Here is a 22520-nt window from a genome sequence, read left to right as displayed (position 1 = left end):
ATCGATACATTAAGCATCGGTAACCGATTCAGCAACATTCACTTTATACGTTCGTCGTAAAAAGACCTTCTCCAGACAAGCAGCGCTCAATAACCTGAAGCACCCCCTCTTCATCATTCGACGGTGCCAGATAGCCAGCGGCCGCTTTTTCTGCTTCTGATCCGTTACTAATGGCAAAACCAAAGCCCGCATGGCGCAGCATTTCCAGGTCGTTTCCACCGTCACCAAATGCCAGTACCTCATTATCTTCGATACCGTAACGCTGCTGGATGCGTTTCACCCCATTGGCTTTATGATTTCCGGGGATAATCAAATCGACAGAGCCATGACCACTGGAAACGGGTACAACAATATCGCCCAGTTCTCGCTCAATATTCACCATCAGCTCACTGACATCGGGCTGATGAAAACCCAGGGCAAACTTAAAAACGGTATCGTCAATCTCTGCATAATCATCAACCCTGTCGAGGTGATGATAAAAAACACGCATATCGGCAAAGAAATCTTCACCCGCGCTGGACAGCATATACGCGCCCTTTTTACCGCAGACCAGAAAACGGACGCCGGTCATCGCCCCGATCGTCGCGATCACTCTGTTGACGTCATCGGGTGCCAGCCGGCCACAATAGACCTCCTGCTGTCTGTCAACAATGTAACCCCCATTCTCCGCCACATAGGCAATGTCAGCATCAATCTCTGGGAAGAAGCTTTTCAGCTGGTAATACTGGTTACCGCTGGCGACCACAAATTTAATCCCCTGTTGCTTCATCTGCTGGTACTGGTCAGCAAAACGGGCGCGTGCATAGTCACCCTGGCTATTCAGAAACGTGCCATCCATATCTACCGCAATCAGTTTGATGCTCATTACCACTCCTCGTTAATTTAGGCGTATTTCAGCTTAGAGGCACCGAGAACGATCACCACAAATGCCATCGCGACCAGAGAGAAGGCCACATAGAGATTGGCCAGATGGGCAATCCAGCCAATCACGGCCGGGCCGCCCAGCACCCCGAAATAGCCCAGCGTAGCGACCATCGCCACGGATCGATGCACCGGCATCGCTTTCTCATGCCCTGCCAGGGTGATCAGGACAGGGACAATGTTGGCAGCACCGATACCGACCAGGGCAAAGCCGAACAGGGAAGATCCCCATCCCGGTAGCAGCACAACAATCAGGTAACCCGCAATACCCAGTATTCCACCCGACATCAGCACGCGCTTACGCCCCAGTACCTTCACCACGCGGTCACCAATAAAACGCATCAGCGACATCGCAATCGCAAAGGTGGCAAACCCCCATCCGGCATGTTCAACCGCCATCTGGCGATCCTGCGTGATGAAAATACCGCTCCAGTCGAGAATCGCGCCTTCGGCCATAAAACAGATCATCGCCATAATCGCCATCAACACCAGACGGAAATTGGGGCGGCTGGCGTTCCCCTTCTCCTGTTGCGAGGTTTCGCCACTGGCAGCAAGTAAGGCAGGAAAAGAGCAGGCGGTCACCAGCACAACCAGCGCAATCGCCCAGAATGACGTGGCCTGCGGCGTCAGACCGGCACTCAGCAGCATGGCTCCACCACCGGCTCCGGCAATCCCTCCCACGCTCCACAGACAGTGAAACCCGGACATCAGGGGTTTATCGGCGGCCTGCTCGACCAGGGTCCCCTGCACATTCATCGCCACATCTGCCAGCCCGATGCCCATGCCAAAAACAAACAGACTGATGGCCAGTAAACGGATATCGCTGAGCGTGGCCAGCAGCGGCAGCATCAGGCAATACACTATCACCGCCGCAATAATCACCCGGCGGCACCCTGCCAGGCCAATAATGCGTCCGGATCCCAGCATCGCTATCAGCGATCCACCGCCCAGGCACAGTAACAACAGTCCCAGCTGACCCGCTTCGGCATGAGTTCGCATCTGAGCATAAGGCACCAGTGCGGCCCATAATCCCATTGCCATACCCGTGACAAAAAAAATGGCCCGGGTTGACATACGGCGGGCCGGGCTTCCTGTCTCTTGCGGGTCGTTTTTAGCTGTCATCAGCAATTTATCCTTTTCTTAAATTACTTATTAAAAGACATTTAATAATCAAAAGTATAAAGCGTGAGCCAAAAGGATGTCAATCGGCGAGGGAGAGGTTTAACACAGAACACGCATGCTGAAGAGCGGGTTCTACCCACTAAACAAGCGATGGAAGTTGTAGTTTTCCAGCGTCAGCTCCGCAATACCTTGCAGATAGTCCTGACGAATCGAGGGACGATAGATCAGCGCAGGAAGATGTTTCTGCGGGATAGATTGCTGGCAGATTTGCATGATGTCGGGCAAATCTGCTTCGCACAGACGAGGCCCTGACAGCGCGACCGTCACAGGATTGATCAGCGCCGCCAGCGAGACAACAATATTAGCCAGTTCCTGCGTCAGCGTTAACGCGGTGGCAGAAAAGGGCAGCCGGGACACTTCCCCCGCAAAATTATTCGCGCCGGCCAGCACCTGCCCGTTGATCACAATCCCACATCCCGTGCAGGGGACTTCCGGTTTGTAGATATAGGCAACCGGTGCGCTGACTCCCGCGCAGCTGCTGCGGTAAAAGCCCCAGGCAGTGAAGTTGATATCGTTGCCGACTTCAGTGATACAACCTGACTTTAAACGGATTTCCTCAACAATATGCCTGTCGGTAAACAGTGAAATATCGCAGGACGTGACCACACCATCGACGATCACCCCGGGCAGACCTAAGCCAATGGTCTGTACGCCAGGGAACTCAGACAGCAGTGTATCGATGAGTTGATAAAACGTCTCTGCGGTTAGCGGCAAAAAGGGACGGTCGCCGCTTGCCAGCAGGCCGCCGGTGGCAGAGGTTAACGACCAGACCAGTTCAGCGTCATCATCACTGCCTGCCGCGTAGAGGCTGAGGACAGAGAAAAAATCAGGATTACAGGCATAACGCTGTGCAGGCCTGCCGCCACGGGAAGCCTCATGTTCCAGCGCCAGCACTTCTCCGCTGAGCGTCAATTCGTTAAGCACGGCTCCGCAGGTGGCCGCACTCAGCCCTGTCTGGGCTGCCACGTCACCTTTGGTCGCCGGGCCCAGTGATTTCAGCGTACGAACGACCCGCGCAACATTATTTTTGCGCATTTCACGGGTGGTGCGGTTTAACGGAGTATTCATTTTCCCTCTTCGGCTCACAAAAAACGGGTTAATTTACCATAAAGCCGGGTACCCGGCGCACTAACCTGCCCCGCTCTCATGACGGAAACACTCTGGCAGCAAGAAAATCAACCAGCGCACGGATTTTCGGTGAAGCATGGCGGCTGGCGGGCCACAGGATATGAAACGTCCCCTGCCATTCGACAAAGTCTCCGAGGATCGGCACCAGACTGCCGTCAGCCACCAGATGACGACAGGCAAAATCCGGCAGACAGGCAATCCCCAGTCCACGCAGTGCAAAGCAGACGCGCGTTTCGATATTATTGCAAACCATTGAGGTGGGGATCGCCAGGTCGGCCGCCCCGCGCAGCGGCCATTTTTCCAGCTTACCGGTATGCGGAAAACGATAATGCAGGCAGTGATGTCGGAGCAGATCGCCAGGAGCCTGAGGCGTTCCCTTCTCTGCCAGATACGCCGGAGAGGCAACCAGCAAAGCGCTGAAGTAGCCCAGATGCCTGGCCGATAAGCGCGAATCAGCCGGTTCACCGGTTCTGATCACGGCATCGAATCCCTCTTCAATGACCTCCACTAACTGGTCGGTAAAATCCAGGTCCAGCGCAATATCCGAATACTGGCGCATAAAATCACCGAGCACCGGCAGCATCAGCGTACTCACCATCGGCAGGCTGATACGCAGGCGACCAGTGGGTTTTCCGCTCGCCTGAGACAGCTCCAGCTGCGCGGCCTCAACCTCCGCCAGAATACGACGGCAGCGCTCCAGAAACAGTGCCCCTTCCGCCGTGAGGGTGATGCTGCGGGTACTGCGGTGGAAGAGACGTACACCGAGTTTTTCTTCCAGCCGCGCCACATTTTTCCCCACCGCTGAAGGCGACAGACCCAGCTGACGACCGGCGCTCACAAAGCTACGGGTATCAGCCACCTGCACAAAGACGCTAAATCCACTGAGACTGTCCATCATTACTCCATTCAAGAATTTTATTCCGTAGTTAACTGAACTATACCCTGGTTTTTCTTTAATGAGGTGTCGATTAAGGTGTGATGACGATCCCCTTACTGATGATGAGACTCTGTTGATGCACACCCTTTTATCTTCACTGGCCCGCCCTGATGACCTCCCGGCGGCCTTCCAAACCGTGGTACAGCAAGCCATCGACGAGCAACGTGATACGGTGTACGGCGTATGAAAATGATGGATGTATCCTCAAAACTGCCTGTCTCCGCCCTGCTCGCGCTGGCCACGGCGGGATTTATTACCATTCTCACCGAAGCCCTTCCGGCGGGTCTGTTATCACAGATCGGTGGCAGCCTGCTGATTACACCAGCGCTGGCCGGGCAACTGGTCACGGTGTACGCCATCGGTTCTCTTCTGGCCGCCATTCCATTAACGCTCGCTACGCAAACGCTGAGACGCCGGCCTCTGCTGTTAAGCGCCATTGCCGGGTTTGCTGTCGCTAATACCCTCACGGCACTTTCCCACCACTATGCACTGACGCTGGTCGCACGCTTCATTGCCGGTGTTTCGGCGGGATTATTGTGGGCACTGATTGCCGGTTATGCCGCCAGAATGGTGCACGAGTCCATCAAAGGACGCGCCATTGCCCTGGCGATGGTCGGCACGCCGCTGGCGTTATCAATAGGCATTCCACTGGGTACCTGGGTGAGTGAGATCATCGGCTGGCGGAGCTGTTTCCTGGCGATCAGCGTGCTGACTCTGGTCCTGGCGGGATGGATAATGATTAGCGTGCCTGATTTCCCCGGTCAGGCAGCGGCAAAACGTCAGCGCTTGCTGAATGTTCTTCGACTTCCGGGGGTGCGCCCCATCCTGCTGGTTACCCTGATATTCGTGCTGGCGCATAACATCCTTTACACCTATATCTCACCGTTTCTCCAGCATGCAGGGATGGGCAACAGCATCAGCCTGATCCTGCTGGTGTTTGGCCTGACGTCACTGTTGGGGATAGGGGTTGTCGGGACGCGAGTGGACGGCGGGCTGAGAGGGCTGTCTTTGCTGGCTACCGCGCTTTTCGCACTGTCAGCACTGGCATTGACGTCGGGAAATCCACTGGTGATTTATCTTGCAACAGGCGTCTGGGGGCTGGCCTTCGGAGGTGCCCCGGCCCTGTTTCAGACCGCGCTGGCAAACAGCGCCGGGGATGCCGCTGACGTTGCGCAGTCGATGCTGGTAACCGCATGGAATATGGCGATTGCCGGCGGTGGGTTGGCGGGTGCCGCGATACTGAACGGCTTTGGTCCCACCCTTTTCTCACCGGTTTTACTGGTGTTACTTATCCTGACGTGGCTGATCATATTGTCGGCGCGACAGCACGGGTTTCCTGCCGCTGACGACGGTTAATCCACGACCATAATCCCAAGCCTTTCAACCAGAATGCTGACCTGAGCGCTGTCCAGCTTTACCCCCTCCAGGTCAGTGCTGCGAAGGTCGAGTTCACTGGTGATGGAACGTGTCAAATCACAGTGGGTGAAGTCAGCGGAACGCCAGTCAAACGTGCTGAATTCACCACCCGAGAGGTCGGAACCGCTGAAGGTCGCCCCCAGCACATGGGTACCCACCCAGCGGTTCTCCCACAGTTCACATTTCTCCAGCACCACTTTGGAAAAGTTGGCATAGCTCAGATTGGTTTTGGTGATAAACGCGCTGCAGAACCAGCTCTTTGTCGTGATCATGTTCATAAAGCTGGCACCGCGGAAGTCAGCCCCTTGCGCTCGGCATTCACTGATCTCAATGCCCAACGCGTTGACAGAACGAAAATTATTCATCGAGATATCACAGTGCTTAAAGCTGGCATCCTTCAATGTTGCCCGGCTGAAGTTACAACCCTGCTCACTTTCCCGATCGTAAAACTGGCAGTGAAGAAAACGCGTGTCGGTCAGGTCGCAGCCCGAGAAATCGCAGTTGATGAACTGCGTGTTTTCTACAATGCTGCCCGTGAAATGGCGTGGGATGAACTTTTCATTACGATAAACCGGTGATGTGGTCATGTTAAGGTTCCATGTATAGCAGTGCGCGTTCGTCGAGCTGAAGTTTTTCCCCGGGATATCGATGTTCCAGCAGGTGGTAAGACTCAGCGGCGATAATATGTTCAATACTGTCAGACAGCGCATTCAGCGCGTGTTGCATCTGCGGCAAATAATTGTGGGTGTCATAAACACGGTCAATCCCTTCCAGCGCATGATTCATGATCTTACGGGCGACATCATTCGGCGTGTTCAATGCGGCCAGCCTTGAACGCGCGCTGCGCCGCAAATCACGGGTGGTAAAGGGAGCAATTCCGAGACCACGGTCAGCACGTATCATACGACGCAGTGCCTGTGTAATGGCACCGCGTGATAAAGGCTGTGACAACGTCACGGGGGACGGCACCAGCCAGGGTGATTCTTCCGGACTGGACTGCATCAGCGCGTGAATACAGACGCGCATCAGAGGAGTCAGCGGAAGAATATGTTCGCGCTGCGATTTGTTACGCGTGCCCTGCCGCCAGATCCCGGAAGTCAGATTGAACTCGTCTTTACGCGCCTGCACCACTTCATCCGGCCTGCGGGCCGTCAGTAAACAGAAGCGAAGTGCCCAGCGGCATTGTTCTGAGAGGTCCCAGGCATCCAGGCCGTGCCAGAAGACCCAGACTTCAGCATCGCTGAGCGTACGGTTACCCGGAGGCGCACTTCTGCCCGCGACATCACGTTTTTTCATCGCACTGAGGGGGGAGTGTTCAAGATAGCCCTGCATTTCGGCCCAGGCAAAGAACTGCTTGCACAACGCAAACACCCGCCGCGCCTCTTCTTTTTTGCCGTCGGCGATCAGAATATTAAACAACCGGTTAAGCTGAAGTCGTGTAATGGATGACAGGGGTCGTTCACCTATTGCCGGTAGCACATGTTTCAGTAAGGATGAGATAGCAATCTCCGGGCGGCGGCGCGTTTGCAGCAGCGACAACCTGACCCAGAGTTTCATCACCTGCGCCACAGACCCTTCATCGCCGCTGGCTTCCAGCTCGGTCAGGGATGACGTACTTACCGCGTTCAGCCACAACACCACATGACGCCCGACATGCGGAGAAGTAAGAATCTCAGGATTCTGGGATTCAGACATCCTGTAATCCTGAGATTTTCTTATCATATGATTTTATCATCTTCACCTTTCGGAGACATTGCCAACGGGCTTTTAACGCTACTGAGAGGTTGATTTTATCGCGTAAAAGCATGTGACTCCAGACTTAATAGGTCTGGAGTCACACAGATTACGCAGCGCATTCACTTCCGTTTCTTGTAAAGAGAGATAAGCCATGAAAAGAAATAAGGCCCGACCACCTTGTTTTCACTCTTCCCAGGAAAGATCGGATACCCCATCTGAGCAGTATTCCGGAGGGAATGGCGCCTCTTTAATTATCCATTGACGGCAATCCATAATAAGACAGAGGAATGGCATGTTGTGTACCCCGGACAGATAACAGGAAATATCCGGCTGCAGGATAACCGGAGCAGGAAATGACCAGCCAAAAGTAGACAACAGAAAGGAAATATCGACATTTACTGGGCTATTTCATTCAGAGTGACCGCACTCTGTTATGTTAATTCAGCCACCACACAGCAGAACGCACGACCAGGATATAGGGGTAAGAGGGGAGATACATTAACCCCTGAAACAAGGTTTCGTCAGGAAACTCACCGTTTTTATCCTGAAAAACCCAGGCGAATATGCTGAAGATAATCGCATGTCAGGTTATATTTCACACTTAGAATGTTGTAACTAAAAAATTATAAGTCACTCCCAATCACGAAAAAAAACACGTCCCCTTTGTCTTTTGCCCCGTCACGATCGCCCTCAAACAACAGTGATAATACCTGACGCAACATTCATGTTCATCCCGAACCAGGGTGAAAATAGGAGCACAGGATAAATTGCCTCATCACACGGATAAAAATCAGTCGAACTGACATCGATTTTTTACTTCCCGAATGAACGCGCTCAATTTCCCAATCTGCAATACACAATGACTTTACGACGGTCTGACGGTACTCAGTCATATTGCGTGATGCCGTAACTAACACGATGTGAAAAAACGCCTCAAAGAAATTATATTGGAAAACATAAAATCCATTTATTACAACACGTTGCAAAGAGCATGACTGTGGAAAATATAGTATGATTTACCAGTGGCGAATAGGGGTAAACTTTCAGAAGTAAACACCTCAATCAAAAGAATTGTTAAGATTTATCCCATAAGTTGTAAATATAAGAACACCCGGACTTACCCAATAGCAGAGTAAAATGGTATCCAGGTAACATTTGAACTAACATTTTTCTAGTTTAGTGTTTTTTCACTCTTCATTTGTCTGTACACTGAGTCTTGTCACAATAGTTACTAATTTAAACCAACTTACAGGTTACGGATTCCGTTATGAGCGAAACGCTGAAAGTATTAAATAATATTCGCACCCTTCGTGCCCAGTCTCGTGAAGTGTCTTTAGTTGAACTGGAAGAGATGCTGGAAAAACTTGAAGCGGTAGTGAACGAAAGACGTGACTCAGAAGCCGCTATTGCTTCTGAGATTAAAGAAAAAGAAGAGAAACTGGCTAAATACCGCCAGATGCTGCTGGAAGACGGTATCGACTTAAGCGAACTGACTGCAGCCGATAATACGACGGGTAAGACTCGCGCTAAACGTGCTCCACGCCCAGCCAAGTATTCATATACTGATGAAAATGGCGAGAAGAAATCATGGACCGGCCAGGGGCGTACCCCGGCTGTGATTAAGCAGGCACTGGATGCCGGCAAAAAACTTGAAGATTTCCTGATCAAGTAAATGCCAACCGGCCGCCTGACAGGCGGCCGGATGCATTTTCAGCTGACAGACTGCGTCTGCTCAAACAACTGCCTCAATAATACCACCAGCTTCTTCGCATGTTCCTCCTGCGTTCGCCATGAACACACACTGATGCGTAATGCCGCTTTTCCCTGCCACAACGTCCCTGAAAACCAGGCGTCTCCGGATCCCTGAAGTGCTTCACGTACGCGCTGAGTATGTTCATCGTCCTGTGCACGAAATAAAACCTGATTGAGTATCACCCGATTCAATATCTCGAACCCGGCGTCCTGCAGACCTGACGCAATCTGACACGCCAGCGCACAATGCTGCTCAACCAGGGTGGCCACGCCCTCACGACCCAGCGTACGCAATGCCGCCCAGACCGGAATACCCCGCGGGCGACGGGAAAACTCCAGCGTCAGATTTTTTTGCGCATCCGGTGCCGCCACTGCATAGGCCGCATCAGCATTCATCGCCGAGGCAAGCGCACCCGGATGACGGCAGATCGCCATGGCGCAATCATAAGGGGTATTCAGCCACTTATGTCCGTCAGTCGTCCAGCTGTCCGCTTTCTCAACACCATCCGTGAGCGTTTTCAGCGCTGAGGCGCGCGCCCAGAGACCAAAGGCACCATCGACGTGTACCCAGGCACCGACAGCATTCGCCGCCGGGATCAGCGCCGAGAAATCATCGAATTCGCCGGTATTTACCTCGCCAGCCTGTAAACAAAGAATCGTGCGGTGATCAAGGGCGGGCAGGCGCGTCAGATCAATCTGTCCCCGACCGTTCACCGGCGCAACGTTCAGGTGACGCAGTCCGAAGCCCAGAACCCGCAGGGCTTTTTTCACCGTGATATGCGTCAGTTCGGACACAACCACCCTGATTTCCGGCGCGCCTGCCAGCCCGTCATGGTCAATATCCCAGCCCTGACGCAGTAACAACTCACGCCGGGCCGTCACCAGGCAACTCAGCGTACAGGCCGTGGCGCTGGTGCCAAACCCTACCGTACTGTCACGTGGCAGGTCGAGGACCTCCAGCAGCCAGCGCCCGGCCAGCCGCTCCAGCGTGGCGGAAACGGGTGAGTTATCCCAGCCAGAAGCACACTGATCCCAGGCAATCATCAGCCGCTCGGCTGCCGCGGCCACGGGCAGTGAGGCACCGATAACAAAACCATAATAGTTCGGGCCGTTGGATGCCGTGGTGGCGGGAGATCCGGCATCATCCAACAACGCCAGCGTCTGCTCTGCGGGTAACCCGTTCACCGGCAGCGCTTCATCAAAACGCGCCAGCCCGGCAAGCGCCGCAGCATCGGGAAACACCCGGCGGGTAGCCAGCGAGGCGCTGTAGCTCAGGGCACGCGCATCGGCGGCAGAGAGTAATTCCCGTTCGTTCATAACTGACCTCGTATTAATCGCATCATCACCCAAAACAGTAACGCCAGCAGACTGACGGCAGCGCCGCACAGGCACACCGCGTCCCACCCTCCCCAGGCAAACGCCTGGGTTGAAATCAGCGCTCCAGCGCCGCTGCCAGCGGAATAAAACAGCATATAACCCGCAATCAACCGCCCTCCGGCTTCCTGCTGACTGGCAAAAATCAGGCTCTGACTGCTGACATGTAATGCCTGCCCGGCTGCATCCAGCAGCAGGATCCCGGCCATCAGCAGTAGCAATGACCCTGCCCCCAGCCACAGTGGCAACCAGCTCATCAGCAGTACCACCAGCGCCAGCGCAGAGGTGCGTTCTGCCAGCCCTTTGTCAGCCCAGCGTCCGGCACGACCCGCGATAAGCGCACTGATCGCGCCCACCAGCCCCAGTGCACCAATCTGTCCATGGGTCAATTGCCAAGGCGGAGCACGCAGCAGTAATACCAGCGCACTCCAGAAAATATTAAAACTGGCAAACATCAGTAACGCCAGCACACCACGCACCTGCAATACCCGATGAGTACGCAGCAAACGCCACAGAGAAAACATTACCTGTGACCAGCGTACAGGCGCAGCCTGAGGTAAATCAGGCAGCCTGCGCCACAGGATCGCCGCCAATAGCAGCATCACCAGCGCAGAACAGACGTAAACGCCACGCCAGCCGGTAATATCTGACACCAGACCCGCGGCCGCACGCGCCAGCAGTAATCCAATCACCACGCCACCGGAAACGGCACCCACCACACGCCCACGCGTTTCCGGGCTGGCCGCCGCGGCCGCATAGGCAATCATGCCCTGCGTCATTGCCGTTCCCAGCAGGCCGATTAGCAACATCGCTGCCAGTAACATCAGCACATGCGTGGCCACAGAGACCAGTAACAGCGCCAGAATTAATCCGGCAAGCTGATAGCGCATCAGTCGACGCCGGTTGAACACATCTCCCAGCGGAACCAGCAACAGCAACGCCAGTGCACACCCCACCTGAGTGGCAAAAATCACTCCACCAACGGCCGCAGAGGTGATGGAAAAAGAGTGCGCCAGCGCATCCAGCAGCGGCTGTGCATAATAGACGTTCGCCACGCTCAGGCCGCTACTGCAGGCAAACAGACTCACCTGCAATGACGATAAACCTGTACTGTCCGCGCTCTTCGCTACCCATGTATTCATGCCACCCCCAATTGGTTTCAAATTAAAACCATTTGCAGCCTGCCGCAAGTGGTTTTAAAATGCAACTAAATTGACGAGGAAAAAATCATGACTGACCGTTTACCTCTCAGCCAGTCGTCCTGCCCGGTCGCACGCAGTGTTGATCTGATTGGCGATCGCTGGCTGCTGATGATCCTGCGCGATGCGTTTGACGGCGTGCGCCGCTACAGCGAGTTTCAGCGTAACCTGGGGGTGGCACGCAATATTCTCGCCGATCGGCTGAAAAAGCTGGTCGAAGCCGGACTGCTGCGGGTGCAACCGGCCTCTGATGGCTCGGCCTGGCAGGAGTATGTGCTGACCGACCGCGCCGGGGACCTGTTTCCGTTGATTGTTTCTTTGCAACAGTTTGGGGAACAGCATCTGTTTGCTGCCGGTGAAACCCATTCCGATTTACTGGAAACCACCAGCGGTAAACCGCTGGCACCGCTGCGGGTGTGCAACCAGCAGGGAGATGCGATCACCCCTGAAATGACCTGTGTGCAAAAATACGCCTGATCGTTATGCAAAAAACGCAAATAGCCAGATGAATTTCTTGGTTCTCCTGACCCCTTGTCAGGCCTGATATTTATTGTCAGCCACTTAGCACACTGACAATAAAGGAATTCACCATGCGCGTTGCTCTTCGCCTGACGGCACTTGCCGGGGCCATTGCCTTACTGAACGCCACCGCCGCATCGGCCGCAGACAAACCTGTACAGGGCGGTACCCTGGTGTACCTGGAGCAGCAGGCTCACACCAATCTTTATCCTCCGGCCGGGGGCTTCTATCCGAACGGCGGGATTCTGAACCAGATCACCGATAAGCTGACCTGGCAGAACCCGGAAACCCTGCAGGTGGAGCCGTGGATAGCAGAGAGCTGGACGCACAACGCTGATAATACCGAGTACACCTTCAAAATCCGCCCGGGCGTCACCTTCTCCGATGGCACACCGCTGGACGCCGCAGCAGTAGCGAAAAACTTTGATACTTACGGCCTGGGGAATAAAGCCCAGCGTCTGCCCGTTTCAGAGGTGATCAATAACTACGATCACAGCGAAGTGGTTGACCCGCTGACGGTCAAATTCTTCTTTAAAAAGCCGTCTCCTGGCTTCCTGCAGGGTACCGCCACCATCGGTTCCGGTCTGGTATCACTCAGCACGCTGGCACGTAACTTTGACGCCCTGGGCGATGCCCGCCACATCATCGGTTCCGGGCCGTTTGTTGTCAGTGGCGAGAAGCTGGGGCGTGAAGTCGATCTGGCGGTGCGCAAAGACTATCAGTGGGGGCCAAAAAACCTCGCGCAGCAGGGGCGGGCGAACCTCGATGGCATCAAAATTATCGTGACGCCGGAAGACAGTGTGCGCATCGGCGCGCTGCTGGCAGGCCAGGCGGATGCCATCCGCCAGGTGCAGGCTTATGATGAGAAACAGGCACAGCAGCAGAACTTCCCGATTTATGCGGCTCCGACACGCGGTGTTAATGACAGCCTGAGCTTCCGCCCGGATAACCCGCTGGTCGCCGATGTGAAGGTGCGTAAAGCGCTGTTACATGCCACCAACAGCAAACAGATCGTTGATACGCTGTTCTCTCCAAATTACCCACAGGCGAAGTCGGTACTGGCCACTTCAGCCGCAGGCTTCGTCGACCTCAGCGATCGACTGACGTTTGATCCGGTACTGGCGAAAAAACTGCTGGATGAAGCAGGATGGAAACCCGGTAGCGACGGCATCCGTGAGAAAGACGGTAAAAAGCTGGCACTGGCGGTGTATGAGTCCCTGCCACAACCGCAGAATAAAGAAGTGTTACAACTGGTAGCTCAGCAGTGGAAGCAGGTGGGAGTCACCCTGACTGTGCGTGCGGGCGATGCGGGCAGCAAAACCGTCGACAGCCTTGATCCGCTGAAAACCCCGCTCAATGTGACCGAAGTGGGCCGCGCCGACCCGGATGTGGTGAAAAGCTCGTTCTATCCGACCGTGCGTGATGCGCTGCTTCAGAAAGGCGGCTCCAGCAGCCTGGTGAAAAACTTCCGCGACGACAAACTGAACGCCATTCTGGACGGCATCGCCAGCGAAACCGATGCGAAAAAACGTCTGGAACTCACGGGCGACGCTCAGCGCTATCTGATCGATAACGCCTATAACATTCCTATCTTCGAAGAACCGCAGGTGTTTGCGGGCGCGCCGTGGCTGAAAGGTCTGACGTTTGAAGCCGTCGGCCGACCAAGCTTCTATGCTGTCTGGCTGGAAAAACGGGGGTAAGCCACCATGACCGGTTATCTTACCCGGCGGCTGGGGCAGGCACTGCTGGTACTGTGGGCGGCGTTTACCGTCTCTTTTATTCTGCTCCAGGTACTGCCCGGCGATGCGATCCTGATTAAGTTTCAGAATCCTGACCTTGGCCTCAGCCCGGCACAGATCGAAGAGATGCGTCAGGCCTACGGTGCCAGTACGCCACTTTGGCAGCAGTATCTGCATACCCTCGCAAGCATGCTGCACGGTGACTTTGGTTTCTCCGTGCAGGCCGGGGTGCCGGTCAGTGAGCTTCTGGCGGAGAATTTCCCCGCCACCCTGCGCCTGGCCGTGCCGGGGTTTCTGCTGGCTACCCTGCTGGCGGTGCTGATTGCCTTCTCATCCAGCCTGGTGGGCCTGCGCTGGCTGCGTAATGCCCTGCAGGCGCTACCGTCGCTGTTTATCTCACTGCCGACCTTCTGGCTGGGGATTGCCCTGATCCAGGTATTTTCCTTCCAGCTACGTTGGATCCCGATTATTAACCCCGGCGAATGGGTCGGACTGATCCTGCCGGTCATCACGCTGGCGGTACCGATTTCCGCCCCGCTGGCGCAGATCCTGATCCGCAGTATTGACCAGGTCCAGACCCAGCCGTTCGTGGCGGTCGCGCGTGCCAAAGGTGCCAGCCAGCGGCGCGTACTCTGGCATCACGTGGCGCGCAACGCCCTGCTACCGGTACTGACCATCGCCGGGCTGCTGCTGGGTGAACTGATTGCCGGCGCACTGATCACCGAAACGGTCTTTGGTCTCAGCGGCCTCGGCCAGCTGACTCAGCAGGCGGTCAACAATCAGGATGTGGCGGTATTGCAGGCGGTAGTGATGATTTCAGCGACCGGGTTTGTGCTGATTAATCTGCTGGTCGATCTGTTCTCACCGCTGCTCGATCCGCGACTGAAACATTTTACGAGGGCGACATCATGAGCCTGGTGGATTTGAACAGCATCACAGGAACCCGCCATCGCCGTGCAGGCAGCGGGTGGTATCAGCGCCTGAACCCGGGCCTGACGCTGGCATGGGCAGTGATGATTCTGGTGATCCTCTGGGCACTGGTGCCCGGCTGGTTCACCGACTGGAGCAGCACGGAAGGCGTTGCCGGCGCGCAGCGTCTGGCACCGCAGGCCGGTCACTGGCTGGGTACGGACCAGCTGGGCCGCGATGTGTATGCCCGCATCGTATGGGGCGCCTCCCATTCACTGAGCGGGGCACTGGTGGCCGTGGCCCTGGGCCTGACGGTCGGCACCTTACTGGGCGTAACCGCCGGATCGCTGGGCGGCCGTAGCGAGGGCGTGATTATGCGCCTGGTCGACGTTCTGCTGGCGATCCCCGGCCTGCTGCTGTCATTAAGTATTATTATTTTGCTCGGCTTTGGCACGGTCAACGCCGCCATTGCCGTGGGTATCACCTCAGTGGCGAATTTCGCACGTCTGGCCCGTTCGGAAGTGGTGCGCGTACGTCACTCAGAATACGTTGAAGCTGCCCGCGGCAGCGGGGGCACTTTTATCGCCGTGCTGTGGCGTCATATCCTGCCGAACTCACTGACTCCGGTGCTGGCGTTCTCTGCGCTGCAGTTCGGCAGCGCGATTCTGGCAATTTCAACGCTGAGCTTCCTTGGCTACGGTACACCACCGCCGACCCCGGAATGGGGCCTGCTGATTGCCGAAGGCCGTAATTACATCTCCACCGCCTGGTGGCTGACCACCTTCCCCGGCGTGATCGTCGTGGCAGTGGTACTGGCCGCTAACCGTATCAGCCATCACTATTCAGGAGGCCGCCGGTGAGCGAATCCATCACTCCGGTACTGAAAATCGAGAACCTCAACATCGCCTACCGCAGTGGCCAGCAGCATAAACGCGTGGTTCACAATGTTTCCTTCCAGGTGAACCGTGGAGAAGTGGTGGCGCTGGTGGGGGAATCCGGCTCCGGTAAAACCACCACCGCGCAGGCGATTATCGGCCTGCTGACGCAAAACGGTGAACGCGAGAGCGGGAAAATCTGGCTCAACGGTACCGAGATCACCCACTGGTCGCAAAAACGTCTGGATGCCCTGCGCGGTGCCAGCATCAGCCTGATCCCACAGGACCCTGGCAGTTCACTGAACCCGGTGAAAACCATTGGCGACCAGGTGGGTGAGATCCTGCTGCTGCATGAACGACTGTCACGCCGGGAACGCGAAGCACGGGTGATCGCCCTGCTCGCCCGCGTCGGCCTGTCACACCCTGAACAGCGCACACGGCAATATCCGCACCAGCTTTCCGGCGGGATGAAACAGCGGGTACTGATTGCCATCGCCATTGCGCTGAAACCGGCCCTGATCATTGCTGACGAACCGACCAGTGCGCTGGACGTTACGGTACAAAAACGCATTCTTGATCTGATTGACGAGCTACGGCGCGAGTCCGGCACGGCGGTGCTGTTTGTTACCCATGACCTGGCGGTGGCGGCGGCACGAGCCGACCGCATTCTGGTGTTTCGCCAGGGGGAGATTCAGGAGCAGGGCAGCACCGATGCGATTATCCACCGCCCGCAGCATGCGTATACCCGCCAGCTGTTTGCCGATGCACCTGCGCTTTCCGGTACGCTCGCCACGCCGCCTGAAGCCAGTTTTTCCCAGCCCGCCATTGAGATCAGCGGCCTGAACAAATACTTTTCCCTGGGCAAAGAGGAAGGTTTTCAGGCGCTGAACAACGTGTCCTTCAGCGTGGCACGTGGCACCACTCATGCGCTGGTAGGCGAGTCCGGCTCGGGTAAAACCACTCTTGCCCGCATTCTGCTGGGCTTCCAGCAGGCTGACAGCGGGCGCATCGTGCTGGACGGCATTGATATCAGCGGACTGCACGGTGAAGCCCTGCGCCAGCTGCGGCAGAAGATCCAGCTGGTGTACCAGAACCCGTTTGCCTCACTCGATCCCTCCCAGACGCTGTTTCGGGTGATTGAAGAGCCGCTGCTGAACTTTGCTCCGGTCAGCCGGGAAGAACGCCGCCAGCGAGTGGAAGAGGTGGCCAGCCGCGTGGCGCTGCCTCTCGCCCTGCTGGATCGTAAGCCTCATGAACTGTCCGGCGGCCAGCGCCAGCGCGTGGCCATTGCCCGGGCGCTGGTGCTGCGGCCGCAGATCCTGGTGCTGGATGAAGCCACCTCAGCGCTGGATGTCACCATTCAGGCGCAGATCCTCACGTTGCTGCAACAGTTGCAGCAGGAGCTGGGGCTGACCTATCTGTTTATTTCTCACGATCTCGCCACGGTTCGCCAGCTGGCGCACAGCGTTTCGGTACTGCGTGCCGGGCAACAGGTTGACTGCGGCAATACTGCCGACATTTTCTCGCTTCCGGCCAGCGATTATACCCGTGAACTGATCGCCGCCATCCCTGCGCTGACCCGCGCTAAGGACACCGCATGACCACCAAACGCCTTGGTTTTTTCACCCGCCTGCTGGATAAAACCAGTGCCGGAGAACGCTATCGTCTCGCCACCCTGCAGATCCAGCACGCGGAGCACTGGGGCTATGATACCGCCTGGATCGCCCAGCACCACTTTCATGAGAACGAAGGCGGCCTGCCCTCTCCGCTGCTGTTTCTTGCCAGTGTGGCGGCGCAGACCTCGCGTATCCGCCTAGGCACGGCCATTATCACTCTGCCGATGGAAAATGCCCTGCGCGTGGCAGAAGACGCCGCCGTGCTCGACCTGCTGAGCCAGCAGCGTCTGGAGCTGGGGCTGGGTTCCGGCGGAACGCACACGTCATTTCTGCCGTTCGGGCTGACCTTTGATGAGCGCGCCGCCGCCTTTAATACCGGGCTGAACACCCTGCTACAGGCCTGGGGCGGTGATACCCTGGGCCATGACGACAACCGCCTCTACCCGGCCGCACCACAGCTGGCAGAACGCATCTGGCAGGCGACCTTCTCCGTGGCGGGGGCCACCCGCGCCGGCGCAGCCGGGCATGGCCTGATGCTGTCGCGCACGCAGCCGCGGCCCGTCGGAAACCCTCTTCTGCCGCTGGATGAGATACAGAACCCGATGATCGATGCCTATCTCGCGGCGCTCCCCGCAGGGACGATTCCCCGCATTCTTGCCTCGCGTACGGCTTTCGTCAGTCGCGACGGGGCAGAAGCACGCCGCCTGGCACTGCCAGGCCTGACGGCACAGGCTGCGCAACATCGTGCAGCAGGCCATGTGGTGCCGGGGAATACGCTGGACGATTATATTGCCGCCTTCGATGTACATCTCGGCACGCCGCAACAGGTGGTCACATCCCTGCAGCGCGACACCGCCCTGGCCCGTGTCACTGACGTGTCGTTCCAGGTGCATTCGATCGATCCACCGCACGAGCAGATCCTGGCCTCCATTGAGCTGCTGGCCACTGACGTCGCCCCGGAGCTTGGCTGGCGCGCCCCTGTTAACGCCTTCTCCCACAAGGAAACCGTATGACACAGTCCATTGATTTACTGCAACAGCTGGCCGGGATCGCCCCGGAGAGTGCACTGGCCGCCGCACGCCAGACGCGTGATGCCGCCACTGAACATACTCAGGGCAGCTACGAGGTGTTGTTCTCTGCACACAACGGCGATGACTTCCCCCTGATCGCACGGCTGGCGATTGCCCAGCAGGTGGCCCACTGGCACGGCGAATCGCGCCTGGCAGAGCATTACGCCGCACGCCAGGCCGGGGCGCAGCCGGAAACAAAGTGGCAAAGCGCACTGGCTCACGCGGAGCGGCTGACGTTTAAACCCGCAGCCGCTGAGCCTGAGCATCTACGCGAGCTGGAGCAGGCAGGATGGTCAGCCGCCGCTATCGTGACGCTGTCACAGCTGGTGGCGTTTGTGAGCTTCCAGAGCCGTCTGTTACGCGGCCTGCGCCAGCTGGGTGGCGAAGATGTGGCCGCAGGCACTGTCGAGCGGACTCCGGCCGCCGTCTGGCGCACCGAACCGCACACGCTGAGTGGCCAGCAGGCGCCCGTGCGCTTTACCCGTGATGAGCTGGGCTGGGAACCGTGGCTGGCCGCCAAACCTCTGGCGGAATTTAATGCGGTCGAGCAGGCCACGCTGGCAAAATTCGGTCACTCAGAGTCTGATTACTTCCGCCTGCTGGCACGCAACCTGCCGCTGCTGGAACAGCGCACGCTGACGGATAAAGGGATTTTTTATACGGCAGGCGGACTGCCGCGTAAAGAGCGTGAGCTGGCTGCAACGGTGGCCAGTAAAGTCAACGGCTGCATCTTCTGCGCCTCTTTTCATGCGCGTAAGGCGGGACAGCTCTCGAAGCAGCCGGAAGACGTGCAGCGTTTTATTGATATCGCGCCTGGCCAGCCGCTGGCGGCCGATCAGGATGACCGCTGGCTGGCGATCATTGACCTTGCCGCTTCCCTCTCAGCCACGCCGCCGACACCCCGTCTGGCACAGCTGGAGACCTTGCGCGCCCAGGGGCTGAGCGAACTGGAGTTACTCGATCTGGTGCAGTCCACCGCGTTCTTCGCCTGGGCCAACCGCCTGATGCTGACGCTGGGCGAACCTTTCGTGCCCGCCGCGTAAGCTGCGTATAGCAAAACAGGGTGAATAAACTTCACCCTTATATCACTTATTGTTTTTTTCGAAATATTATCGAATTTAGAAATATTGTTGCAACTAAAGATATCAATATAAGCGCGACGACAATAGCACTAAGATTACTAAAGATGTAAAAAGGATTTAAATAAGATGCATACTTATCAGCGATATCTATTGGAATAAATATAAAAAATAGCTCAAAAAAAGCAACAGTAAATAACACGAAAATAAAGACAAAAATCAGCTTCTTTGATATCCATTTAGACAAAATAAATCCTCCATAATTTTTACGCGTAGTAAATGATTTTATTTTTCACGAAAAAAGACATGATGAAATTAAAGGCATACTTATAAACTATCCACCGAAGTTGTTGCAAGTACTATATCTACAATGGTTATCAGCCATCTTTGATTACCGCGACATCAATATTCACGATGCCCCCGTCCTGTAACGCCTTATAATCCGGGATGCCGTGGCACACCACGTGATTAACGGAGGCGCACAGGGTGCGAGTGTACCCGTGACAGCCAATGTTCGCCGGGATAATACCCAGTTCATTGGCAAAATAGTCATGGCAGCGCCGATCCAGTTCATCGGTTTTCACCTCGGCCTGCACAAAGGGAACGATCATTGCCAGAACCTGTGCGGCAGCATGGCTATGTGAAAATCGAAAAAAACCACACCGGGAAGCATGAGCTTCATCATTCAGAGATGGAAGACAGATGTTACTGTGTTAATGTTTTGACTATTGTCAGGAACCTATCCTCACCCATTTTAGTGCCCGACGATTTCATACTCTCATCGATGCGGTCTTCGATTAAAAAATAGAGCATTTCAATTCCAGCCTTATAGAAATGATGATAAAGTTCTGGATGTGATGATTTTAATTTCCTTGCACTCAAAGCAGACGCTTGTATTTTCCCATAAAGTCTAAAAAAAGTAACAAAAATTAATGTGGCTCTGTTTATATTTTTCAAAACAAAATCATTAAATTTTAATGATCTGCATATCAATACAGCAACTGAGTTGGCGATCGCGGTTTTTGTTACATTCCCAACCTGATAAGATGACAAAACTCCTGCTATTTTTTTATCTAACTCTTGAATGAGATTGTTTTTTCCATCAACCTTGTCCAATTCATAGTTCAAATATATTTTTACCATATCTAATATTACATCATTTCGTTTATAAACTTCAGAAATGGATAAGAAAAACCTTTTATTCTCATTGTTGAGTTCAGAACATACATCATTATATCTGTCAAACAGGCATGAACCGTACCAGGTTGCCCTCTCAAATCCACCTCTAACATCATTAAGAACTTGAGTACTACCCGTTCTGAAAGCTTCTGCAGCCTTATCCAGAGCCAGCGCTGCGCTTCGTTCCGATTCCATTTTAACTTTAAGATGTGATGCTAATGACATAATAGATTTCCTTTTCTATCAGATGTAGTATTATATGCGGAAATTACAATACAGGAGTTTGTACTTTGAAGAAATGGATTTTTTTTACACTAACCTTGCTAATCACATTCATAGTGGTCATCACCACTGCCCTCATTCTTATCTTTAAATTTTTTCCATCTGATATAATTTACCGCATTGCCAAAACAACAAACATTTTTAGCTCTGAAAGCGACTTTGATTCGTTTTTTATTCTACTATTGGTAATATCAAGTGTAATATCATACTTAATTTCGCGCTTTATCTTCCAAAAAGCAGAAAACAAAAATGCTCAAAAATAACTTTTTCATAAAATCACTTATTGATTATTTCTTTATTGAGTTATATGTCATTTTCGTTTGTTTACTTTCATTTATACTTTCCCCCGATAGATGGTTTTTAACAAGCATTTCCATACTACTAATCAGCTGTATTGTAACTTTTTTATGGCCAAGAAAAAAAACCAATAAAAATAGATAGTTTAAAAGGCAGCTATCAGTGCTTGTTGTAAAACAGGGTGAAGAAGCTTCACCCTGTTGTTTACACCGCCGGGTACTGCCCCGTGCCATCCGGCCACGGCGTCAGTAAATCAAACCCCGTTTCCGTCACCGCAATCGTGTGTTCCCACTGTGCCGACAACGAACCATCCAGCGTCACCACCGTCCAGTCATCAGACAGCACATCGGTCTCTTCCTTTCCGGCATTAATCATCGGTTCAATGGTAAAAATCATTCCCGGCTTTAGTCGCATTCCACGCCCTGCCGTGCCGTAGTGCAGCACATCTGGCGTATCATGATAAACCTGACCAATACCGTGCCCGCAGTAGTCCCTCACCACAGAGAAACCGGCTTTTTCCGCCACCTGCTGGATAGCAGCACCGACATCCCCCAGCCGGGCACCCGGACGTACCGCCCGGATCCCCGCCAGCAGTGACTGGTAAGTCACTTCAACCAACAGCCGCGCCTGTTCAGAAGGTTTTCCGACAAACACCATACGGCTGGTATCACCAAACCAGCCATCTTTGATCACCGCGACGTCAATATTCACGATGTCCCCTTCCTGCAACGCGTTGTTATCCGGGATGCCGTGGCACACCACGTGATTCACGGAGGTACACAGGGTGCGGGTGTAGCCGTGATAGCCAATATTCGCCGGGATGATGCCCAGTTCATTGACAATATAGTCATGACAGCGCCGATCCAGTTCATCGGTCGTCACACCGGCCTGCACAAAGGGAACGATCATTGCCAGGACCTGTGCCGCGGCATGGCCCGCTGCGCGTGCACGTTCGATTTCATCAGCAGAGTGGAGAGTTACCATCGTTTTCAGACCGCCTTTTCTGTTTTCACGTCACCATTGAGAATACGGGCCATCTCCATCCCCCCATCCAGCTCTGCCTGCACCAGCGCTCTGGCCAGTTCATGATGCGTGAGCGTGGGATAGAGCTCGGCCAGCATGCCGATTTTTAACCAGTGCTCTGCCTGTGAATTGATCGAACGACTCATCGCCTGGCTGGCAATGCGCAGGTTCTCATGCATCAGGTCGGAAATTTTGACGATTCCCATATGGCACCTATACGAAACATATATGGAATGTATACTGACAGGTTTTTGGGGTGATGGCTATTTGTGTGTGATGAATGATT

20 protein-coding genes and 1 pseudogene are annotated in these 22520 nt (G+C 54.8%); 9 read left to right on the top strand and 12 right to left on the bottom strand.

Annotation, left to right across the window (positions count from 1 at the left end):
• Window positions 1-43 precede the first annotated feature (43 nt).
• From WH277_RS04555 to WH277_RS04540, 4 genes are all read right to left on the bottom strand, one after another.
• The gene (locus WH277_RS04555; protein WP_339504602.1) at window positions 44-865 is read right to left on the bottom strand and encodes a Cof-type HAD-IIB family hydrolase; all 822 of its coding nucleotides are present in this window, start codon (window positions 863-865) and stop codon (window positions 44-46) included.
• A gap of 17 nt (window positions 866-882) precedes the next feature.
• Complete coding sequence (locus WH277_RS04550; RefSeq protein WP_339504600.1) at window positions 883-2043, bottom strand: MFS transporter; 1161 nt, start codon at window positions 2041-2043, stop codon at window positions 883-885.
• Window positions 2044-2175: 132 nt separating this feature from the next.
• Window positions 2176-3171 carry an ROK family transcriptional regulator gene (locus tag WH277_RS04545; protein ID WP_339504599.1) on the bottom strand — a complete coding sequence of 332 codons (996 nt, stop codon included), beginning with the start codon at window positions 3169-3171 and terminating at the stop codon, window positions 2176-2178.
• Between the two features lie 76 nt (window positions 3172-3247).
• Window positions 3248-4126: a LysR family transcriptional regulator gene (locus WH277_RS04540; RefSeq protein ID WP_339504800.1), complete on the bottom strand. Its 879-nt coding sequence runs from the start codon at window positions 4124-4126 to the stop codon at window positions 3248-3250.
• A gap of 231 nt (window positions 4127-4357) precedes the next feature.
• Here WH277_RS04540 and WH277_RS04535 point away from each other — a divergent pair, with 231 nt between their 5' ends.
• A complete protein-coding gene (locus WH277_RS04535; protein WP_339504598.1) occupies window positions 4358-5524 on the top strand; it encodes an MFS transporter in 1167 nt (388 codons plus the stop codon).
• Here the strand turns inward: WH277_RS04535 and WH277_RS04530 are convergent.
• Both WH277_RS04530 and WH277_RS04525 read right to left on the bottom strand, forming a co-directional pair.
• A complete protein-coding gene (locus tag WH277_RS04530; protein ID WP_133846788.1) occupies window positions 5521-6171 on the bottom strand; it encodes a Qnr family pentapeptide repeat protein in 651 nt (216 codons plus the stop codon). The genes WH277_RS04535 and WH277_RS04530 overlap by 4 nt on opposite strands.
• A gap of 1 nt (window position 6172) precedes the next feature.
• Window positions 6173-7279 carry a tyrosine-type recombinase/integrase gene (locus tag WH277_RS04525; RefSeq protein ID WP_339504595.1) on the bottom strand — a complete coding sequence of 369 codons (1107 nt, stop codon included), beginning with the start codon at window positions 7277-7279 and terminating at the stop codon, window positions 6173-6175.
• A 1309-nt stretch (window positions 7280-8588) separates the two neighbouring features.
• Between WH277_RS04525 and WH277_RS04520 the strand changes: the two genes are divergently transcribed.
• A complete protein-coding gene (locus WH277_RS04520) occupies window positions 8589-8993 on the top strand; it encodes an H-NS family histone-like protein (RefSeq protein WP_159338394.1) in 405 nt (134 codons plus the stop codon).
• Window positions 8994-9031: 38 nt separating this feature from the next.
• Here WH277_RS04520 and WH277_RS04515 read toward each other — a convergent pair whose 3' ends face one another.
• Window positions 9032-10390 (bottom strand): pyridoxal phosphate-dependent decarboxylase family protein, encoded by a 1359-nt coding sequence (locus WH277_RS04515; protein ID WP_339504592.1) that lies wholly within the window; start codon window positions 10388-10390, stop codon window positions 9032-9034.
• Complete coding sequence (locus WH277_RS04510) at window positions 10387-11589, bottom strand: MFS transporter (RefSeq protein ID WP_339504590.1); 1203 nt, start codon at window positions 11587-11589, stop codon at window positions 10387-10389. Before WH277_RS04510 ends, WH277_RS04515 begins: the two co-directional genes overlap by 4 nt.
• An 87-nt stretch (window positions 11590-11676) precedes the next feature.
• Here WH277_RS04510 and WH277_RS04505 point away from each other — a divergent pair, with 87 nt between their 5' ends.
• The 7 genes from WH277_RS04505 (at window position 11677) to WH277_RS04475 (ending at window position 19417) form a co-directional block, all read left to right on the top strand.
• Window positions 11677-12123 carry a winged helix-turn-helix transcriptional regulator gene (locus WH277_RS04505; RefSeq protein WP_133846793.1) on the top strand — a complete coding sequence of 149 codons (447 nt, stop codon included), beginning with the start codon at window positions 11677-11679 and terminating at the stop codon, window positions 12121-12123.
• A gap of 113 nt (window positions 12124-12236) precedes the next feature.
• A complete protein-coding gene (locus WH277_RS04500) occupies window positions 12237-13865 on the top strand; it encodes a TIGR04028 family ABC transporter substrate-binding protein (protein WP_133846794.1) in 1629 nt (542 codons plus the stop codon).
• Window positions 13866-13871: 6 nt separating this feature from the next.
• Window positions 13872-14816 (top strand): ABC transporter permease, encoded by a 945-nt coding sequence (locus WH277_RS04495; protein ID WP_167863530.1) that lies wholly within the window; start codon window positions 13872-13874, stop codon window positions 14814-14816.
• The gene (locus WH277_RS04490; protein WP_133846796.1) at window positions 14813-15673 is read left to right on the top strand and encodes an ABC transporter permease; all 861 of its coding nucleotides are present in this window, start codon (window positions 14813-14815) and stop codon (window positions 15671-15673) included. The genes WH277_RS04495 and WH277_RS04490 overlap by 4 nt, the downstream gene beginning before the upstream one ends.
• Entirely contained in the window at window positions 15670-17289 is a 1620-nt protein-coding gene (locus WH277_RS04485; RefSeq protein WP_242462109.1) for a dipeptide ABC transporter ATP-binding protein, read from the top strand. The genes WH277_RS04490 and WH277_RS04485 overlap by 4 nt, the downstream gene beginning before the upstream one ends.
• Window positions 17286-18317 (top strand): putative FMN-dependent luciferase-like monooxygenase, encoded by a 1032-nt coding sequence (locus WH277_RS04480; RefSeq protein ID WP_339504587.1) that lies wholly within the window; start codon window positions 17286-17288, stop codon window positions 18315-18317. The genes WH277_RS04485 and WH277_RS04480 overlap by 4 nt, the downstream gene beginning before the upstream one ends.
• Complete coding sequence (locus WH277_RS04475) at window positions 18314-19417, top strand: alkylhydroperoxidase domain protein (protein WP_339504586.1); 1104 nt, start codon at window positions 18314-18316, stop codon at window positions 19415-19417. Before WH277_RS04480 ends, WH277_RS04475 begins: the two co-directional genes overlap by 4 nt.
• 416 nt (window positions 19418-19833) lie before the next feature.
• On the opposite strand, the pseudogene WH277_RS04470 reads toward WH277_RS04475, so the two are convergent.
• The 4 genes and pseudogenes from WH277_RS04470 to WH277_RS04455 all read right to left on the bottom strand — a co-directional run.
• Window positions 19834-20142 (bottom strand): annotated as a pseudogene (locus tag WH277_RS04470) (M24 family metallopeptidase); the annotation flags it as partial.
• Between the two features lie 16 nt (window positions 20143-20158).
• A complete protein-coding gene (locus WH277_RS04465; protein ID WP_339504584.1) occupies window positions 20159-20857 on the bottom strand; it encodes a hypothetical protein in 699 nt (232 codons plus the stop codon).
• Window positions 20858-21415: 558 nt separating this feature from the next.
• Window positions 21416-22195 carry a type I methionyl aminopeptidase gene (gene map, locus WH277_RS04460; RefSeq protein WP_339504582.1) on the bottom strand — a complete coding sequence of 260 codons (780 nt, stop codon included), beginning with the start codon at window positions 22193-22195 and terminating at the stop codon, window positions 21416-21418.
• Between the two features lie 5 nt (window positions 22196-22200).
• Window positions 22201-22440, bottom strand: a complete 240-nt coding sequence (locus WH277_RS04455; protein ID WP_159338387.1) for a ParD-like family protein — start codon at window positions 22438-22440, stop codon at window positions 22201-22203.
• Window positions 22441-22520: the final 80 nt, after the last annotated feature.

The sequence above is a fragment of the Erwinia sp. MYb416 genome (assembly GCF_037479575.1).
GTDB lineage: Bacteria > Pseudomonadota > Gammaproteobacteria > Enterobacterales > Enterobacteriaceae > Erwinia > Erwinia rhapontici.
The sequence above is the reverse complement of the archived record's forward strand: the minus strand, read 5'-3'. Positions and strand labels throughout refer to the sequence as shown.

Excerpts from the sequence above, each read along its gene's own strand:
- WH277_RS04555 (WP_339504602.1), bottom strand. The coding sequence starts at position 865 with ATGAGCATCAAACTGATTGCGGTAGATATGGATGGCACGTTTCTGAAT.
- WH277_RS04550 (WP_339504600.1), bottom strand. The coding sequence starts at position 2,043 with ATGACAGCTAAAAACGACCCGCAAGAGACAGGAAGCCCGGCCCGCCGT.
- WH277_RS04545 (WP_339504599.1), bottom strand. The coding sequence starts at position 3,171 with ATGAATACTCCGTTAAACCGCACCACCCGTGAAATGCGCAAAAATAAT.
- WH277_RS04540 (WP_339504800.1), bottom strand. The coding sequence starts at position 4,126 with ATGGACAGTCTCAGTGGATTTAGCGTCTTTGTGCAGGTGGCTGATACC.
- WH277_RS04535 (WP_339504598.1), top strand. The coding sequence starts at position 4,358 with ATGATGGATGTATCCTCAAAACTGCCTGTCTCCGCCCTGCTCGCGCTG.
- WH277_RS04530 (WP_133846788.1), bottom strand. The coding sequence starts at position 6,171 with ATGACCACATCACCGGTTTATCGTAATGAAAAGTTCATCCCACGCCAT.
- WH277_RS04525 (WP_339504595.1), bottom strand. The coding sequence starts at position 7,279 with ATGTCTGAATCCCAGAATCCTGAGATTCTTACTTCTCCGCATGTCGGG.
- WH277_RS04520 (WP_159338394.1), top strand. The coding sequence starts at position 8,589 with ATGAGCGAAACGCTGAAAGTATTAAATAATATTCGCACCCTTCGTGCC.
- WH277_RS04515 (WP_339504592.1), bottom strand. The coding sequence starts at position 10,390 with ATGAACGAACGGGAATTACTCTCTGCCGCCGATGCGCGTGCCCTGAGC.
- WH277_RS04510 (WP_339504590.1), bottom strand. The coding sequence starts at position 11,589 with ATGAATACATGGGTAGCGAAGAGCGCGGACAGTACAGGTTTATCGTCA.
- WH277_RS04505 (WP_133846793.1), top strand. The coding sequence starts at position 11,677 with ATGACTGACCGTTTACCTCTCAGCCAGTCGTCCTGCCCGGTCGCACGC.
- WH277_RS04500 (WP_133846794.1), top strand. The coding sequence starts at position 12,237 with ATGCGCGTTGCTCTTCGCCTGACGGCACTTGCCGGGGCCATTGCCTTA.
- WH277_RS04495 (WP_167863530.1), top strand. The coding sequence starts at position 13,872 with ATGACCGGTTATCTTACCCGGCGGCTGGGGCAGGCACTGCTGGTACTG.
- WH277_RS04490 (WP_133846796.1), top strand. The coding sequence starts at position 14,813 with ATGAGCCTGGTGGATTTGAACAGCATCACAGGAACCCGCCATCGCCGT.
- WH277_RS04480 (WP_339504587.1), top strand. The coding sequence starts at position 17,286 with ATGACCACCAAACGCCTTGGTTTTTTCACCCGCCTGCTGGATAAAACC.
- WH277_RS04475 (WP_339504586.1), top strand. The coding sequence starts at position 18,314 with ATGACACAGTCCATTGATTTACTGCAACAGCTGGCCGGGATCGCCCCG.
- WH277_RS04465 (WP_339504584.1), bottom strand. The coding sequence starts at position 20,857 with ATGTCATTAGCATCACATCTTAAAGTTAAAATGGAATCGGAACGAAGC.
- map (WP_339504582.1), bottom strand. The coding sequence starts at position 22,195 with ATGGTAACTCTCCACTCTGCTGATGAAATCGAACGTGCACGCGCAGCG.
- WH277_RS04455 (WP_159338387.1), bottom strand. The coding sequence starts at position 22,440 with ATGGGAATCGTCAAAATTTCCGACCTGATGCATGAGAACCTGCGCATT.